This is a genomic window from Streptococcus mitis bv. 2 str. SK95, assembly GCF_000222705.1.
Lineage (GTDB): Bacteria > Bacillota > Bacilli > Lactobacillales > Streptococcaceae > Streptococcus > Streptococcus mitis_AY.
This window is the reverse complement of sequence record NZ_AFUB01000060.1, coordinates 21,616-37,728: the sequence shown is the minus strand read 5'-3', so window position 1 is coordinate 37,728 and position 16,113 is coordinate 21,616. Positions and strand designations below refer to the sequence as shown.

22 protein-coding genes and 1 pseudogene are annotated in these 16,113 nt (G+C 34.8%); 2 read left to right on the top strand and 21 right to left on the bottom strand.

Features of this window, described 5'->3' with window-relative positions:
- From HMPREF9965_RS11680 to HMPREF9965_RS11620, 15 genes and pseudogenes are all read right to left on the bottom strand, one after another.
- Positions 1-957, bottom strand: a complete 957-nt coding sequence (locus HMPREF9965_RS11680) for a conjugal transfer protein (RefSeq protein ID WP_000619598.1) — start codon at positions 955-957, stop codon at positions 1-3.
- Positions 958-990: 33 nt separating this feature from the next.
- On the bottom strand, positions 991-1,206 hold the full coding sequence (locus HMPREF9965_RS11675) for a hypothetical protein (RefSeq protein ID WP_000157342.1): 216 nt from the start codon (positions 1,204-1,206) through the stop codon (positions 991-993).
- A gap of 19 nt (positions 1,207-1,225) precedes the next feature.
- On the bottom strand, positions 1,226-1,594 hold the full coding sequence (locus HMPREF9965_RS11670; RefSeq protein WP_025170876.1) for a hypothetical protein: 369 nt from the start codon (positions 1,592-1,594) through the stop codon (positions 1,226-1,228).
- Between the two features lie 56 nt (positions 1,595-1,650).
- Positions 1,651-1,923 carry a hypothetical protein gene (locus tag HMPREF9965_RS11665; protein ID WP_001207843.1) on the bottom strand — a complete coding sequence of 91 codons (273 nt, stop codon included), beginning with the start codon at positions 1,921-1,923 and terminating at the stop codon, positions 1,651-1,653.
- Positions 1,924-2,005: 82 nt separating this feature from the next.
- Complete coding sequence (locus tag HMPREF9965_RS11660) at positions 2,006-2,284, bottom strand: helix-turn-helix domain-containing protein (protein WP_004244169.1); 279 nt, start codon at positions 2,282-2,284, stop codon at positions 2,006-2,008.
- Entirely contained in the window at positions 2,256-2,378 is a 123-nt protein-coding gene (locus tag HMPREF9965_RS13460; RefSeq protein ID WP_080566897.1) for a helix-turn-helix domain-containing protein, read from the bottom strand. Before HMPREF9965_RS13460 ends, HMPREF9965_RS11660 begins: the two co-directional genes overlap by 29 nt.
- 91 nt (positions 2,379-2,469) lie before the next feature.
- Positions 2,470-2,625 carry a hypothetical protein gene (locus tag HMPREF9965_RS13235; RefSeq protein WP_004244162.1) on the bottom strand — a complete coding sequence of 52 codons (156 nt, stop codon included), beginning with the start codon at positions 2,623-2,625 and terminating at the stop codon, positions 2,470-2,472.
- Between the two features lie 459 nt (positions 2,626-3,084).
- Positions 3,085-3,270: a hypothetical protein gene (locus tag HMPREF9965_RS13425; RefSeq protein WP_004244159.1), complete on the bottom strand. Its 186-nt coding sequence runs from the start codon at positions 3,268-3,270 to the stop codon at positions 3,085-3,087.
- Complete coding sequence (locus HMPREF9965_RS11650) at positions 3,267-4,496, bottom strand: replication initiation factor domain-containing protein (protein WP_004244188.1); 1,230 nt, start codon at positions 4,494-4,496, stop codon at positions 3,267-3,269. Before HMPREF9965_RS11650 ends, HMPREF9965_RS13425 begins: the two co-directional genes overlap by 4 nt.
- 281 nt (positions 4,497-4,777) lie before the next feature.
- A pseudogene (locus HMPREF9965_RS11645) lies at positions 4,778-6,525 on the bottom strand (FtsK/SpoIIIE domain-containing protein).
- Between the two features lie 19 nt (positions 6,526-6,544).
- The gene (locus tag HMPREF9965_RS11640) at positions 6,545-7,003 is read right to left on the bottom strand and encodes a hypothetical protein (protein ID WP_001097073.1); all 459 of its coding nucleotides are present in this window, start codon (positions 7,001-7,003) and stop codon (positions 6,545-6,547) included.
- Positions 7,003-7,305 carry a hypothetical protein gene (locus HMPREF9965_RS11635; RefSeq protein ID WP_000687638.1) on the bottom strand — a complete coding sequence of 101 codons (303 nt, stop codon included), beginning with the start codon at positions 7,303-7,305 and terminating at the stop codon, positions 7,003-7,005. The genes HMPREF9965_RS11640 and HMPREF9965_RS11635 overlap by 1 nt, the downstream gene beginning before the upstream one ends.
- Before the next feature lie 95 nt (positions 7,306-7,400).
- Positions 7,401-9,182, bottom strand: a complete 1,782-nt coding sequence (locus tag HMPREF9965_RS11630; protein ID WP_004244179.1) for an LPXTG cell wall anchor domain-containing protein — start codon at positions 9,180-9,182, stop codon at positions 7,401-7,403.
- 147 nt (positions 9,183-9,329) lie between these two features.
- Positions 9,330-9,629 carry a hypothetical protein gene (locus HMPREF9965_RS13420; RefSeq protein WP_000034813.1) on the bottom strand — a complete coding sequence of 100 codons (300 nt, stop codon included), beginning with the start codon at positions 9,627-9,629 and terminating at the stop codon, positions 9,330-9,332.
- A gap of 6 nt (positions 9,630-9,635) precedes the next feature.
- Entirely contained in the window at positions 9,636-10,049 is a 414-nt protein-coding gene (locus HMPREF9965_RS11620) for a helix-turn-helix transcriptional regulator (RefSeq protein WP_000935822.1), read from the bottom strand.
- 1,026 nt (positions 10,050-11,075) lie between these two features.
- Between HMPREF9965_RS11620 and HMPREF9965_RS11615 the strand changes: the two genes are divergently transcribed.
- Together HMPREF9965_RS11615 and HMPREF9965_RS11610 are read left to right on the top strand one after the other, a co-directional pair.
- A complete protein-coding gene (locus HMPREF9965_RS11615) occupies positions 11,076-11,408 on the top strand; it encodes a helix-turn-helix domain-containing protein (RefSeq protein ID WP_004244198.1) in 333 nt (110 codons plus the stop codon).
- Between the two features lies 1 nt (position 11,409).
- Positions 11,410-11,835, top strand: a complete 426-nt coding sequence (locus HMPREF9965_RS11610) for an ImmA/IrrE family metallo-endopeptidase (RefSeq protein WP_000420194.1) — start codon at positions 11,410-11,412, stop codon at positions 11,833-11,835.
- 107 nt (positions 11,836-11,942) lie between these two features.
- Here HMPREF9965_RS11610 and HMPREF9965_RS11605 read toward each other — a convergent pair whose 3' ends face one another.
- From HMPREF9965_RS11605 to HMPREF9965_RS11580, 6 genes are all read right to left on the bottom strand, one after another.
- Positions 11,943-12,233 (bottom strand): hypothetical protein, encoded by a 291-nt coding sequence (locus tag HMPREF9965_RS11605; RefSeq protein WP_000403073.1) that lies wholly within the window; start codon positions 12,231-12,233, stop codon positions 11,943-11,945.
- 10 nt (positions 12,234-12,243) lie between these two features.
- Positions 12,244-12,579 (bottom strand): type II toxin-antitoxin system PemK/MazF family toxin, encoded by a 336-nt coding sequence (locus tag HMPREF9965_RS11600; RefSeq protein ID WP_000411017.1) that lies wholly within the window; start codon positions 12,577-12,579, stop codon positions 12,244-12,246.
- A gap of 22 nt (positions 12,580-12,601) precedes the next feature.
- Complete coding sequence (locus tag HMPREF9965_RS11595; RefSeq protein WP_000077981.1) at positions 12,602-12,886, bottom strand: type II toxin-antitoxin system RelB/DinJ family antitoxin; 285 nt, start codon at positions 12,884-12,886, stop codon at positions 12,602-12,604.
- Positions 12,887-13,259: 373 nt separating this feature from the next.
- Entirely contained in the window at positions 13,260-14,450 is a 1,191-nt protein-coding gene (locus tag HMPREF9965_RS11590; protein WP_000167781.1) for an acetate kinase, read from the bottom strand.
- Between the two features lie 49 nt (positions 14,451-14,499).
- On the bottom strand, positions 14,500-15,453 hold the full coding sequence (locus tag HMPREF9965_RS11585) for a class I SAM-dependent methyltransferase (RefSeq protein WP_000345149.1): 954 nt from the start codon (positions 15,451-15,453) through the stop codon (positions 14,500-14,502).
- A gap of 58 nt (positions 15,454-15,511) precedes the next feature.
- On the bottom strand, positions 15,512-16,102 hold the full coding sequence (locus HMPREF9965_RS11580) for a class I SAM-dependent methyltransferase (RefSeq protein WP_000679794.1): 591 nt from the start codon (positions 16,100-16,102) through the stop codon (positions 15,512-15,514).
- Positions 16,103-16,113 lie beyond the last annotated feature (11 nt).

Genomic DNA, 16,113 nt, shown 5'->3' with positions numbered 1-16,113 from the left:
TTAATTTTCTTTTGTTTTATCTTTCGCATAATCAAATGGAATCTGATGCTCCATTTTATCTACAAAATAACTATCTTTATCTTTCCTTAACTCGAAAGAAAAATTCTCGCTATGACTTGTACCCAAAATATCAAAGGTAACTTGCACATAAGCCAGTGTCTTATCACTGCCTTTTACAAAATAGGTATAATCAATGCTTTTAACAGTTGCTCCACCAATTGTTTTGATATTTTTTGAGATCAAGTCAAGATTCGATTGACTGCTTGTATAATTCTTGAAGAACAATTCAACAAAAGCAACCAAATCTTTTCTGTCATTTTCACTCAGACCATCATTTGCCGTCAAAACCAATTGCTTTTCTTTGTCAACATCCTGACTCTTAAAATCTGTAACAGGAGCAAACCAAGGCAAACCATCAACATAATAGCGACCGTCTTTTTCAACGTATGGGATTGAAAACTCGATTGATACACGTTGAACCTTATTATCAACCTTTGTATCATAAGTCACCGCATAAACTGCAACTCCATCTTTCGCCATCAACAAACGACCACTCACAATAGACATATCTTGTTTTGATTGCCCTTGGTTTTTGACACTAGGCGGTGTTCCATAGAATTCATTCAAACGCTTTGCGTTTTCTTCACTATCCTTCTCACCTGCCTTGTAAGTAAAATAATAGCTTACATAGCTATCCAAAAATTGCTCCAGGCGTCTATCAATTTCCTTATTATCTACTTTAGCAATCTGATTCTTTTCAAATTCCTTCACTTTAGATACATTCTTAATTGATAAAACTCCAGCAGCACCCACAAAAACTACAAAACCAATCAATAAAGAGCCAAAAATTAGATTCGCACCCTTTTGATTGATTTTCTTAGGAGTGTATACCTTCTTATCAGAAAGCTTCTTTAATCTTTCTTGATTTTTTTCTCTTTTTTTAAATTTTCTTATCATTTCAAATAGATTACCTCAATTTTCTTCCTTCCTTTAACCACTTTCCACTTGTTTATTCAACTGTTCCAAATCAGCAACAGTAAATAGACCGTAACCAATAAATGCTGAACCCTCATAATCAACAATTTCAATAGTTTCATCATAAGAGCCAGTCAAACCAATTTGAGATAACTTTCCAAAATATAAAGGCAAGCTAAACCAAGCCTGCCTTCCATTCTTTGGATTCTTAATCAACACTTTTGAAGCCATATTCAGTATCAGCCATTTTCTATTGCAAAAAGTACCAGCTATCGCCTTCGTGACCGAGAAACACATAGGAATCTCCTAAACGACTAGCAATTTCTTCTTCATGTTCTTCTACATACGCAGACAAACGATCTTCATTGACTAACTGCTCATATTCTCCATGATTCAGAATACCAGCAAAATCAATCAGCGCTTCTTTTGTATCAACTTCTGTAAACGAATTGATATACACATTGTCAGGATTGTTACCATCAAACTGTCCAAACTCTACACCGTCAAAGTGTTCATCTAAGCGTTCAATAATCTTTGCAGGTTCATCAAGCAACTTTTTTCCAAAATTGTAATGCTCACACACATCAGAAAACTTATCATAGACGACTTTAATACTCATTTTTTCTCCTTCCAAATAAAAAAGGAAGCCAAACTTGACTTCCTTCACCATTTTAACTAAATTGAAGCACTACGCTCCAAATTGCTTCCAATCGCAAAAGCACGATTTGCAACTTTATTGTATGCCTTATTCATATCATAATAACTCGCCAAATCGTTTTTAATACACTGAATTACTTGATAAGATAAAGTCAACTCTTCTTCATTCTTAAGAAGCCCATTCAACTCCCCTGCAAGTGACCAAGATTGCGAAAAATCTTTTTCCTTCAATTTTTTAGCAAGTTCATTCGACAATTCAATAACTTGCTTATCTTTTCCTTGTAATGCCATTTCATTTACCTCTTCATTCATTTTTCTATTTTTTTATAACTTACCCTTAACAAAAAGAAGGAGAACGTTTCTTAACTTTCATCTATTCTCTCCCAAACAACCAATCCAACGAAACACCAAAAAAATCAGCTATTTTTTCTAATTTTTCATAGTTAGGTTTACACTTACCATTTTCCCAATCACTATAAGAATTTCTTTTTATACCAATTTTTTCTGCTAATTCTTCTTGACTAAATCCATGCTGTAAACGTAATTCTTTTAGTCTGACTGAAAATAAATTCTTTTTTTCTTCTTTTAACTTTAAATAGGTTTCTTTTGATATTTCTAAATTTTTACTTAACAAAAAAATCAATAGAAACATCAAATATACAAGCTAACATACTTAATTTCTCAAAGTTAGGCTCACGCTTTCCGTTTTCCCACTGTGCATAAGCTCCTTGAGATATGTTTAACATATTAGAAAGACTTTTTTTGTGTAAGTCCTTTTTCCTTCCTCAACACTTTTAACTTTTCATGAAATTTCTCCATTATTCTAAACCCATCTTTCTAAAAGATATTTTTTAAACCAACAACAATGATACGAATAATATAGAATAGAAATCCTGCAATAATTAAATCAATAACAAAATCCAACTTTTTTTCTTCTTTTCCTTTTAGTACCTTTTTAGCAGATAAACTAGAAATAGCATTTCTTCTTTTCATTCAAAAAATCAACCTCCCTATAAAAAACAATATAAATAATAGAATCGAGATTTTTACATTCCCTATCAGGACATAAAAAAACAAAGATAACGCCAATCCTAAAATAGAGTTTAAAATCACATATCCTACAATTTTAACAATCGTCTTTACTATTCTTATCATGTTTTAACCCTTACACTTCTTTAAAATTCATCGCAAGTCCTCAATCTGTCTAAACGTTTCACGTTTAGAGGGCTAACAAAAACAGTCAAACAGACTGCGCTAGTTTTCCTATTTTTGTCAGCATACATCACAAACCCCACCTTTTGATTTCACTGACATTTTTAAAACCACCTCTCTAAATGAAATCGTTCAATCAACTTCAAACATTCTTCTTCCATCTCTTCTTTACTCCTTCTTAGCAACCCAAACCACAATAGTTTTCTTTTTACATCTACTTCATTTGCTAAATACGTTTCATTATTCTATATTTAAACGTTTCAGTTCATCCCAATCACACTTTCTCTTTGTTTGATTATACTTTTGTGATTGAAACTCAATATAGGCTTGATACTCTCTAGCAACCTTACTATCAATTACTCCATCATAAAAATTTCTTTCAGGAATCAAATAGACAATCTTTTCAATATCTTTATATTCAATCATGTAAGACTCCCTAACTGACTTTGAAGAAATTCTAGTTCTTTTCGTTGTCTTGGCGTAATTTCTCCTGAACTCATTATTTTTTTCATATTCTCTTGCATGAACAATCGATCAATCTCAGAAACATACACTAACGAATTAGAAACCCTCTCAACAAGCCATCTTATCGTTCTTTCTACAGAATAAGGCTCAGGACTAACTGAAAGTCTGATTGCTTCGTCATTTCCAAAAAGACTTTGCCACTTGCTATCATACATTCTAAAACCATGTTCATCAGTACCATCATAAATCTGAATCGCACCTTGAAATATCGACCTTGTCAACTCAGCAATCTCAGCACCTTCTAAAACTTCTGTAATAAATGACCTTGCCTTGCCTTGCGAAAATCGAACCTCATACCGATTCCATATCCCAAATAACCTTACGCTATCTGATACGCTTATCCCTTCTTTCTTTGCTATCTCATATCTTTTTTCATAAAAGTTAAAATACATTTCAGACTGACGACTACCAAGATAAATTGACAAACCTTGCCTATTTTCTATTTCTAAGGGATTCTCAAAATCAAATCCACCTCCACCAACAAATGAAAAGTTTCTTAGATATGGCGAAACAATTTCTTGATTATAATATCTAGTTACTAGAGATGATAAATCAAAGTTATCTTTTGAATCTTCCTGAACCATTTCATCAACTGCAATATCTATCCTAGTAACACTAAAATCATTTCCATAACGCTTCTGAATTTTTTCTATAAAATCAATCCAAGTTATATTTTCATTTTCAAGATAGACTTCTAACTGTCTGCAGCCTTGACCGCTTAATTGAACCGTGATTCTGTTTTTATCTTCTCCATTCTCACTGTACGAAGAATTAAATCCCAAAAACCAAATATCCCCATACCGATACAACAGCTCATATTTCATAAATGAGGTCGTTTCAGGTTTAGGCATTATATCAAATCCAAAAAATTCTTTCGCAACAAAATAAACATCAATTTCATTATGAAGTGTAAACCTGAAATAATCCACCATATATCTTGTAAGACTAGCATCACATCTTTTCAAACTAAATTGATTTTTTATTTCTAAAAAATCTGTTTTTTTCAAAGTTCTGTACCCATTCTCGTAAGCCTTTAAAGTTGAAACAGGAATACCAGTCTTAATTGATAACTCTTTCCTAGTCATTTTTTGTTCTTTTCTAAAGTCTTTTAACTCTCTTCCGTCCATTTCTCCTATAAAACTCCTTATTTTTACTAAAAGGGATACAAGAAATTGCAAAAAAGACACACCTTGAAGCCACGTGGCTGTAAGTGCGAAGTGCATTTTGTAACTCTTGTTACCCACCTATTAGAATAGGTGGGTTAATTAGTTGAATAGAGCCTACTAGTGACCGCTAGTGACCGCAGGCGCTCGTCGCTTCGCTTCCTCGCTTCTGCTACTAGCTACTAGTAGGCTCTATTCAACCAACTCTTATCTAAACAAAAAAAGAGGAGAATAATTCTCCTCAATCAATATTCTTCAAAAGGATAGTCTTCTAGTATTTCAGTCCATTTCTGAGTACTAGCTTTCTTTAACTCAAACAAATCTTTGACCAAGGCCATCTGTCTTTTATCTAAATACAAAAAACCATCTTCTCGACTAACAGTTATGACATCTTTTTCTTCCAATTTATTCAATAAATTTTGAACAGATGAAAAACTAACACCAATAGTCCTTGAGAAATCACTCGCCTTCACAAGATCACCAAAATTGTTTTCTCCCTTCTGTCGTTTACTAGCCATCAACTCCTGAACCAACTCAGGACTAGCCTTCTTAACTTCCCCTTTTTGCAATTCCTCTTGCGCTTCCATTTCAGCTTGAATATTTTCTTTTTCTTCTTCTGATAATTGAGCATCAGGATTTTCCAAAGGATTGAAAGGATTTTGTCGTCGCTCAATCTTCTCATATTCATCAGTAAAAGAGAACCCCTTTTCTAACAAAGGTGAATAGAATTCCCTTGCGACTTCTCCATATACGCTAGCGTACCCACGACCATAAACTCGCTTACCGCCCAGGTACTTAACGTACTTAAATTCCTTATTCCTATTGACTTCGCCGAAGGCTAAATCATATCCAACCTCATCCAATCGACCAACAGAAATTCGGAAATTGATATTCGCTTGTAGTTTTGAACCTAAATCTTCTCTTGAAGGCTTCTGCATAGCTATAACTGCAAAGCAGCCAGCTTGCCTTCCAAGTAGTAAGAACTGACCCATCGCATTATCCAAGCGCTGTCTCGTTTGAAAGTCAAGCATGGCACACAAAGCATTGTATTCATCACAAACCAAGTAATAAGGTTCGAGACCATACTCATAAAACTTACGTAAGTCCTTATCGCTATTTTCTTCACGTTTTTGTCGCATATAAGCATAGCGAGCAAACATGATACCAACAGCCCTTTCAATCATTTCGACAATATCATTAACCTCATAAGAAATACGACCTTCAAAAGCTTTCTGTTCTGCCATAGTCACAAAGTCCGCTTGTTTTGGATCACAAATATCTACTACTCCAACTTTAGCCATAGCACGAATCAATGTTCTCAGTAATACCGTTTTACCACCACCAGTACCACCACAAACAAGTAAATGAGGATCATCAATAGGATTCCAATACAGATTTTTCATCAGTTGAATACCCTTATCAGAATACTCCACATCAGTTACCTTAATTCGATTCAAGAAAGCAGAATAAGCCATCTTATAGGTCTTAAACTTAATATCGTCCTGAACTTCCATAAAATCCATGAAGAAAGTAGTCTCTAAATCACTACCAATCTTCTTAAACTTATCCTGAAACTTATTTCCAGCCATTTTAAAAGCAATCTCCAAATCATAACGATTCTGCTTCATATAAACAACAGGAAATACAATTTTATCCCTAGTTCCTGAATTAGTCTTAATCTTTTTAATATATGTATATCCATTTTCCTTTAAAAAGTAAGCTAGTTTAGAAAGTCTTTCTAGCACTTGAAAGAAAAAACTCTTTCTTGTGATAACCAAGTCAAATAGACACTTACACCAATTATCAGTATCAGCAAAACTACCGAAACAACAATAGAGAAAACATCTACATTCTTGATTTTCTCAAAATTTGAATAGACAAAAAAAGCTAGCAAGGGACTAAACAACAAAAAGAAAAAAGAAAAGATATAATACCTTAAATTCACCATATAAGGCTTAATCTTAATTCCACGATAAGCAGGAAGTAAACTCATATCTTCTCTCCTTTAAAAATTATCCCTTGTGTTCCTGATGCTGTTCTTGCTTCTGATTTTGTTTAGATTGACCACCTACTTTTTTAAGTTTATCAACAACAAAAACAAAACGATGCTTGTTAGGCTCAACTTGATTACGGTCAGCCTTGCGCATACCATGATAAGCAATGAGTAAAGTATCAAAATCAATGGCTTCCTGATAGCCAAGATTCAAAGCATCAATTTCTTCTGCTGACTGTTCAGTTACCTTCAAGAATACAGTATCTTCTTGTCCTTCTGAATAGACAAGCACTTCAACTCCATCATAATCACCCTCACCAGTTTCAAGATCAACATTCACAAATTGAGCACCTTCGTTTTTAATGAATTTACAAGTCCCCAAGACCCCTTTTGGGTCCAGCAACAAATCATTCAAGATACGATACTTTTTCGAAAAAATTTCTACACGATTCCCAAGTTCAAGTCCATTTTTAGCCATTATTTATTACCTCCTACACGTTTAAGTCCTTTGGCCAATACATTAGTTGAAGCAGAAAAATTTGTACCTTCAACATAATCTTCCATAAAGATAGGCTCAATAGCTTCAACTTCTTCATTCGGTTTATAAACGGTCATATCCTTTGAAGTAATAATAGAAAACATACCATGTTTTGCATTCATTACAATATGACGTGTCCCATCAAATGGCTTGCCCTCAATAATGGCTGGGGCTTTTTCAGAACGAACATAATTTGCTTTCCCGATTGCTTCAGGATTAAACTTAAATTTTTCAATTTTCACTTTTAAAATTTCCTTTTCTACTTACAATTTTTTCAAAAATAAAAAGGTAGTAGTTCCTGTTACTCTACCACCTTTTTACAACACATTAAACTATTTTATTCTGCCTCATTTTTACGCTTCAAGCCAACTAAACCAAGCATGCCTGAAACAATCCCAACCAATGGAAGCATGCTGGCTGCGGTTCCAGTGTTTGGAAGAGTTGGTTTGTTAGGTTCTTGTGGTTTTGGTGATTCTGGAGTTTTAGGAATTTCTGGAGTTACAGGTTTTTCCTTAACGTAAGCCTTATGATATTCAACTTCCAACTGTTTTTCTTCAGGAACAGGAACATAAGGCTTGATTGAAACATACGGTTTAGGAAGGTATTTTGGCTCAGTGTATTCTTGAATAGAGATTGGCTTTTCTTTTACTTCTTTTTGCGAAGCACGTCCAAATACACCACCTACGATAGAATACGAAGTGTCAGAAGTGTTTGAATGAATGAAGGTAAAGTTAATTTTTTGTCCTTTTTCAAAGCTCCAACCAATACCATTACTATCCAAGACACCTGATGTACTTTGTGACTGAGCAGAATCATTAGCTGTAAATGAGTTCCCACTTTGCGAAATGTTAGCGCCAGTAGTGATTTTCGCTCCATCCAAATTAGAGACATCAATAACTTGGTTGGAATCTACGTCATTGATAGTCACTTCGCTCACATCGCTGGCATCTGTTTCTACTCCTACAGTAACCATTTTGACCCAGCCTTGACGATCACTGCGGTAAGCACCAGAAGCGCCACCGCCACCTTGACCGTCAACACCACCTCCGCCGTTAGCTGCACCAGCACCAGCGGAAATAAAGACACCGTAACCAATACCACCATCTTCAGAAGCCCAAAGCGCTACATAACTACGAATGAATCCTGACTCCGCTGACGGAGTAATACCACTGAATGTTAAAGTAACATCACCGTGAGAAGTATTTTTTACCTTGATTTTAGCTGTTCCACTCTTATCATCAAGAAGGAACACGTTATTAAAGTTGGCATCTAGATTAGTATTCCGTGCATACCCTTGAATAACGTTTGCTGTGTAGTCAGGAGCAACAGCTTTAGAAGCACCTGAAATAGCTTCAAATGTGGTGCTTGACGTTGCAGTTAAACCAGTCTGAATAGTTGAAATAACTTTACCTGCATTCGCTTTATTCCATTCATCAACAGCTTTCTTGTCCTGAGCAAAATTTCCTGTGAACTTCAAGCCTTTAGCTTCCATAATTGCTTTGTTTTTAGCCTTAATTGCTTCAACTGCCAATTTATCTTTCTTAAACTTAGCTTCGTTCACTTCGTTTTCTTTTTTGGCACCTGCGTTGTAGCCTTCAACAGATTTCTTATCCTTTGGATAATCACCAGTATATTTCAGGCCAGCTTTTTCCATAGCAGATTTATTTCCAAATTGGATTTCCTTGTTTTGACCTTTAGCTGTTTCAATTTCCTTGATATTCAGCTCTTTTTCAGCAATCTTCTTGTCAATTTCATCAACTTGCGCTTTTTCATCTGCCTTAGCTTGTTCCTCGGTATCGTAACCTACTTTCTCAGTTTCAGTCGTTTTGATACCTACTTCTTGCGCTTTTTTAACAGCAGAATCAAGGTCAGGAGAGGCAACAGGTTTTACTGTTGCTTCTGCTTTAGTTTCTGGTTTTTGAGTTTCTTGTTTTACAACTTCAGTAGCTGATTTTGCAACTTGTGTAGTTGCAGGTGATGATGTTTTCACTTCGTCAGCAGATGCATTTCCTTGAGCAAAAATAGCCATCATAGCAAAGGCAAGGATAACTCCACAAACACCAGCCTTTTTCGTTTTACGGATTGAACCAAAAGCCTTAAATTCATTAGTTTTAAACATTAATTTTTTCTCCTTTTTCTTTTTTTATTTTAGATAATGTTTTTTCTTTTTCGATCTCATTCATTAGATGGTGAACGTGACCTTTCACAAATAACCAAAACCATTTCTTCTCCTTTCAAAAATAAAAAAGCCAGTAAAACTGACTCTTTAATCTTCAACAATCACTCCATCTTCTAAAAAACGATGATACGTTTTTTCAATTTTTGATTCAATCTTACTACAATAGCTACGAGTAACTTGACCAACAGCATACAAACGATTATACAAATCTTCACAACATTTTTTTGAAGAGACATAAACATCAGCACCATTTTTTACATGAGCATAGATTTTCAAATTCCAACAAAATCGTCTATAAATTCTATTGTATTCTCCCAGTATCCATTCTTCAGAATACGTTTTTACATCTCTTTCTCCTTTCAAAAGAACATCTTTGATTTTACTCACCTCTCCCTAACCAATCTTTTCAATTAACTCACGTAGAAATTGTTTGACTTCAGATTTTCGTGCATACTTCGTCCTATCATTCCCTATAAAACGAATCATTTCATCATAAGGTTTACCCTCAGTCATCATAACAATCAAACCATGAGAAAACTGATGATGACAGCCTAAATTGTCTAAATCTTTAGTTGACAAAACCTCATCTCGATCAACACTAAAGTTTTCTTCAACATTGATAAAATCATCAACCTTGCAGTTATAAAGATAAGCCAATTTATACAGTTTCTCAAGACTAGGTTCACGTTCTCCACTTTCATATCGAGCATACGCTTTCGGTTGAATCTCTAAATACTTCGCTAAGTCCTCTTTCGACTTATTATACATTTCTCGATACAAACGAAGAGCCGTTGACACATTCAACATAAATCCTTTTCCTTTCTACTTCCTACTTACATGTGATAATCGAAAAGAAAACCACAAACAATACAAATACAAACAGAATTATCAAATGACTAAACATCCAATAAATCAAAAACATCAACAAAATAAGCATAGACAATAGCATTCCAACTCTTACTAAGTAGATCCAAATATCCATCTTTCCTCTTTTCTATTCTCTACTCATATTGTTAGTTTACATAAAAGAATACTTCTTATATTCCCTTGTGAAAACTAACAATACTTTCAATCTTTATCAGGACAAAACCCGTTTTATAAAAATCTAACTATTGTTAATTTTTGCAAAAATAAAAAGGCTTATTTTCAAAGCCTTTTTACGTTTTTTTTAATAGAATATAGCAATATAAAAAAATGTATGCTCCTATCTTCGCATACTTTCAGCTTCTCAGCTTACTACCTGCGCCAAGGTCACAAATTTAAGGATAACTCAATATCCCCTCTTTCTTACCCAAAGGCATTAGCAAGATTTTACTCTCACACACCGACCATACAACACATAGACCTCACTATCTCACTCTAGCTACCTTCTAAGAAGTATCATTGACTGTTCTCAGCCGTCAGTTCCCTTTTCTTATCTACTAAGGCGAAAGGACAAAACACCCACGTTTAGACTCAACTTGACATTTTCCTAAAATTCACGTATAATTAAATTGCTAAATTTTTATATGCGTGTTTAGTCAATGCTTGTCGTTGTCTGACACGTTTTTTATTAAATTTTCAAAGTTCACTTAACTTTTATATTGAATCAAAAATCTTACTACTTAAATTTACAAGTTCTACTTTCTTGAAACAACATTCAATACTGAAAATTAAAATTTGTCTTTTAAGTTGTATTCAGGATTTTTAAATTCCTATAAAATGTTATTATTAAGTAAAGTTTTTTACTTAATTTTTTATAAGCTATTGCTTATGTATCTATTATATAACCTATAGCTTATTTTGTCAACACTTTTTTAAAATTTTTTAAAAAATTTTTGAAAGGAATAAATTATGATTATTGAAAGACTAAAAAAGCTACGAAAAGAAGGAAAACTGACTCAAAAAGATATTGCTACATTCCTAAATATTTCTCAACCAGCTTATCAACAATTTGAAAGTGGTAAAAAGAAAATGAATCTCGAAACAATGGAAAAACTAGCAGACTACTTCAATGTATCTACTGATTATCTTTTAGGTAAAACAGATTTTACTGATATTGACTTAGAGGTTGACATAGACAACGCTATTGATAACTCAGTTGCCTATGATGGCACACCCATCACAGATAACGATAGAATGATTATCAAAGACTTCCTAAAAGAATACTTTGCAAATAAGAAATAGTATGGAACTGATAAAAGTCATAGAAGAAATCGAAGACCTAAACTGCAAGGTCGTCTTGTTAGACTATTTAGAAACAAAAGGTCGTTATCTTTTTCTAAACAATGAACACTTCATCTTTCTACGTTCTGACACTACAGATATAGAAAAAATCAATATACTACTACACGAAAAACACCATTTATTGAATGATGATTCCCATAACTCCCTTGCTCATATCGATACCTTCTCACAACGCATCGAAACCAGAGCTGAAAAGGGACGAATCCTTGATTTTATGAGCTTGATTAACAGCGAATATCCGATAGACGAACAATTCAACTACCACGACTATCTCAAAAACGCAGATATACCAAGCACTTACGAGGTCTACGTGCAAGAAATAGCCACCAAATTTTTCAAAGAAAACAAAAAAAATAACATTATCTAAGATAGTGTTATTTTTTCTATTTCCGAACAAATTTTAAATACCTGGTTGCCTATTTTGACCCAAAAAGCGAATCAAATATCCAGGAATGTTTGATTTTCCTTCGCTTTTTACTCTAAAATCACAGTTCCCCAAAGTTCATCATTACAAGACACAAACAACTTATTATCTGTTCTATCTAAAGAGAAAAATCCGCCTTTTCCCTTTTTACAAAACATGAATTCAACAAAATAAACTTCTAAATCTCCTTCATATTCTTTGTTAATCGTCAGAGTTTCGTTAAAATCTAACTTATTCAACTGATCAGAATACTCATTCAAAAAATCTTTCACAAAGTAATTAAATTTAGAATTCATCGTTTTTGGAAGTCTATCCTGATAACTTATTTCCTTAATTTCCATATTCTATCTCCTAATCAACATAAGATAAAAAATCTTTCAAACGAACTATATCTCTATCTGTCAAATTCCCTATAATTTGAATTTTGATTTTCTTCCTATCTAGTTCATATGCTTGAACAGTATCAATCCAAGAAGGCTTTTCTAAACCTGCTTTAAACCAATCAATAATTTCAAAATACTTTGACTTAATTCTATCTGATTTATTTTCATATTTTGTAGTCAAGCGATAAGTTTTAATAACTTCATCATTAAACTCAATTACCATCGCAGGACGTGACTTTGAACCTGTTCCATCAGCATACTCAATTCTTGCAATCAATATTGAATATTCTTCTATTTTTTCCATTCTTCCTCCTAATATCTAATCATTATTCATCAAAGAATTTATCAATATCCTCTTGTTTACTAAAATCAAGTTTAACCAGTTTTGACTTTTCTTTCACTAATCTTTGAATATCTTTTTTTGCCTGTTCTACTTCTTCTTGACTATACTCTCTTTCATACAGACCAAGCTTAAAAGGTATACTTTTAGTCAACACACTTTGCTTCAAAAATAACTTCACAGCAGTTGTCATATCCAAACCCAATTCACTAAAAACTTCAGTCGCTTCTTTTTTTAATTTATCATCTACTCTTACAGCAATTTGTGACATAGCAATTCTCCTTTTTTTATCTTGTATATCTATTGTATCACTTTTAGATAGACGATTCAACTTTTTATATCTATAAATACAAAATAAAATAGACCAGTTTCCTGATCCACTTTATTCTATATTCATTGACTAAAAATATACATTCCTTGGTTAGTTTTTGGTTAGTTTCTTAAAAAATACAATTTCTTAATTCTTCAATCCTTTTAAAATCAAAAAATCTAACTCCCACTTTAAATTACTACTATTATACCATAAATTTCAAAAAAGCCAATAATGACAAGGTTTTAGACTGTTTTAACAACAAAAAGTTGGGAAAATTTATCTCCCAACTCCTTTTTATTGTATCTTATCTTGTAATTTTATTCAGTTCATCTTACTTTTTCAAGCGTTCAACATCACGAGCGATAACCAATTCTTCATCAGTTGGGATAACCAAGACACGAACTTTAGCAGCATCAGTCGAAATATCTCCTGTAGCGCCAAAGACATTCTTTTCAGGATCCACATCACAGCCAAACCAAGAAATGCCTTCAATAACCATCTGACGAATCGTTACAGAATTTTCTCCAATTCCGGCTGTAAAGATAATGGCATCTGCACCGTTCAAAACTGCCAAATACTGACCAATATACTTTTGGATACGATCCACAAAAATCTCATTTGCCAGTTGCGCTTTCTCATCACCCGCATGCATAGCTTCGTGAATATCACGCATATCGCTTGATCTCTCAGAAACACCCAAAAGTCCTGACTCACGATTGAGAATACGACTGATATCCTCTGGTGTATTGAAGTCATCTGTATGTTGCATTAAATAGGGGATAATTGCCGGATCAATATCACCTGTACGAGTCCCCATCATAATACCACCAAGTGGAGTAAAGCCCATAGATGTATCAACAGACTGACCGCCTTTGACAGCTGTAATAGAACCACCATTTCCAATATGACAAGTAATCAATTTCAACTCTTCTAGGGGGCGACCTAAAATTTTAGCTGCTTCTCCTGCTACAAACTGATGACTTGTCCCGTGGGCTCCATACTTACGAACTTTATTTTCAGTGTAGTATTTGTTTGGAAGAGGATAGCGATAGGCTTTCTCTGGCATGGTTGTATGGAATGATGTATCAAAAACAACAACGCTGGTAATATCTGGAAGCAATTCCTTGAAGGCACGAATTCCTGCCGCGTTGGCTGGATTGTGAAGAGGAGCCAAAAGTCCCAACTCTTCAACCTTTTCCAAAACATCTCCCTCTACCAAGGTTGACTCTTTGAAATATTCACCACCAGCCACAACTCGGTGCCCAACACCAGTTATTTCATCATAACCTTTGATGATGTCAAAACGAATTAGATCATCTAATAAAATTTTAACAGCTTGTGTGTGATCTTCAATATCAAGAATTTGTTGTTCAGAACGGCCGTCGAATTTTACAGTTGAGATAGAGTCCTTCAAGCCAATACGTTCAATCAAGCCTTTCGCTAATACTATTTCTTCTGGCATTTGGTAAAGTTGCCATTTCAAACTCGAGCTTCCTGCATTGATTGCAATTGTTTTAGTCATAACATGATACCTCTTTTAAGCGTTTTCAACTATTATAACAAAATTTACCTTACATTTCAGTACCTTTGCTCCATTTTTGAAAATTTTCTTTGAATTTCATTAATGCAGCTGGATCTTGCAAACTTTCTAGCGGATAGACAAAAGGTTGCAGTTCCTGTTCGGTTTTCTTCTGTAAAACGAAAATACTCTTAGCCTGACTGACCGTTGAGAAAATATCCTCTGGCAGAGCGATGATAGCAGCCAGACTCACTTCGTCTTTGAGCCAGCCTTTTAACAAATCACTTTGAGGACTGGTCAACAAGTCGCTCGGAGCTAGAAAAATAGCGTATCCGTCTGACTTGAGGTACTTGAGGCCTTGCTCCATCAGCAAATGATGGGCATAGGTATGTTCTTGGCTAGAAGCCACTTGATAGCGTGAAGCGATGGCATCGTCTGGGTAATAGCCGACAGGCAAGTCGCTAATGACCACATCGCTTTCTTTAAGCATTTGCGGACGAACGGCATCACCTTGGACAAATCCTGCCTGCAAACCAATCACATCTGCCATGCTAGCCGCCAAATCAATCAGCAAGTCATCCACTTCAATTCCCAAGTAATCTACTTTTTTAGCAAGAGATATCAAGAAAGTAGCACCCAGAATTCCCATTCCAGAACCTATTTCGAGGATGCTAATTTCCTCTTGTTCAAACAACTCTTCCACAATAAGTACCAAGAGGAGGGCAATGGCATCTGGCGTAAACTGGTGATTGGCCTGTAAAGGCTCCGTTTGTCCTGCCTTCATCAAAAGAAACTGGTAGGTCTTGAGCCACTCTTCCTTGCGAAGCGCTAAGCGTTTAAGAGCTTGATTGTTCTCCTTTACCTGCTCTAGCTTGGTCTCACCATCCAGGTAGATACTATTTTGCTCTACCAAGGCATCATAAAAGTTGGTCACCAGATCACTCTGGATGACTTGGACATTCTCTAGTAAATACGTATAAGCTTGTTCTATTTTTTCAAAATCCATATTCCTATCTTATCAAATTTCCCTCCTTTTTTCCATCTGAAGAGAAAAAATCACTGCTTTAGTCAGCAAGTGATTTTTGGGCTGTTGTTAAAAAGAGCTCTGCATAATTTCCTAGGAAGAGATCTTCTGCACTATAAAGAATCTGACTGTCAATGCTCGAAAAACCAAAATTAGAGAGCTTGTTTTCCAGTTCAGCCAATTCAAAGCCGTGGTGGTTGGTATCTGTCTTGACAAAATCAGCAATGAGGACTTGTCCATTCTCCCTAAGGTGATGGTGAAACATGGCAAGAGTCGCATCTAGATCAGGTATGTGATGAAGAACTCGACTGACAACAATCAGGTCAAATTGCTGCTCCAAGGGATTCACCAGTAAATCCTGCTCCAAAAACTGGATATTCTTAATATCTTGCTGGTCCGCTTTTAAACGAGCTTGCTCCAGCATTTTCTCCGAGATGTCTACCAGTGTGACAGACTTGGCCTGCTTGGCTAGGGGCAAGGCTAATAGACCTGTCCCACCACCGAAATCCAGTATTTCCTTGTCTGATAGAAGATCAAGCTGTTTTTCAACTGTTTGACAAACCAAGTTTGCAAGAAAGATATTTTGGGGCGAATCAAAGGTTTCTGCTTTGTGATTAAAATCATGTTTCATGCTTTTAGTTT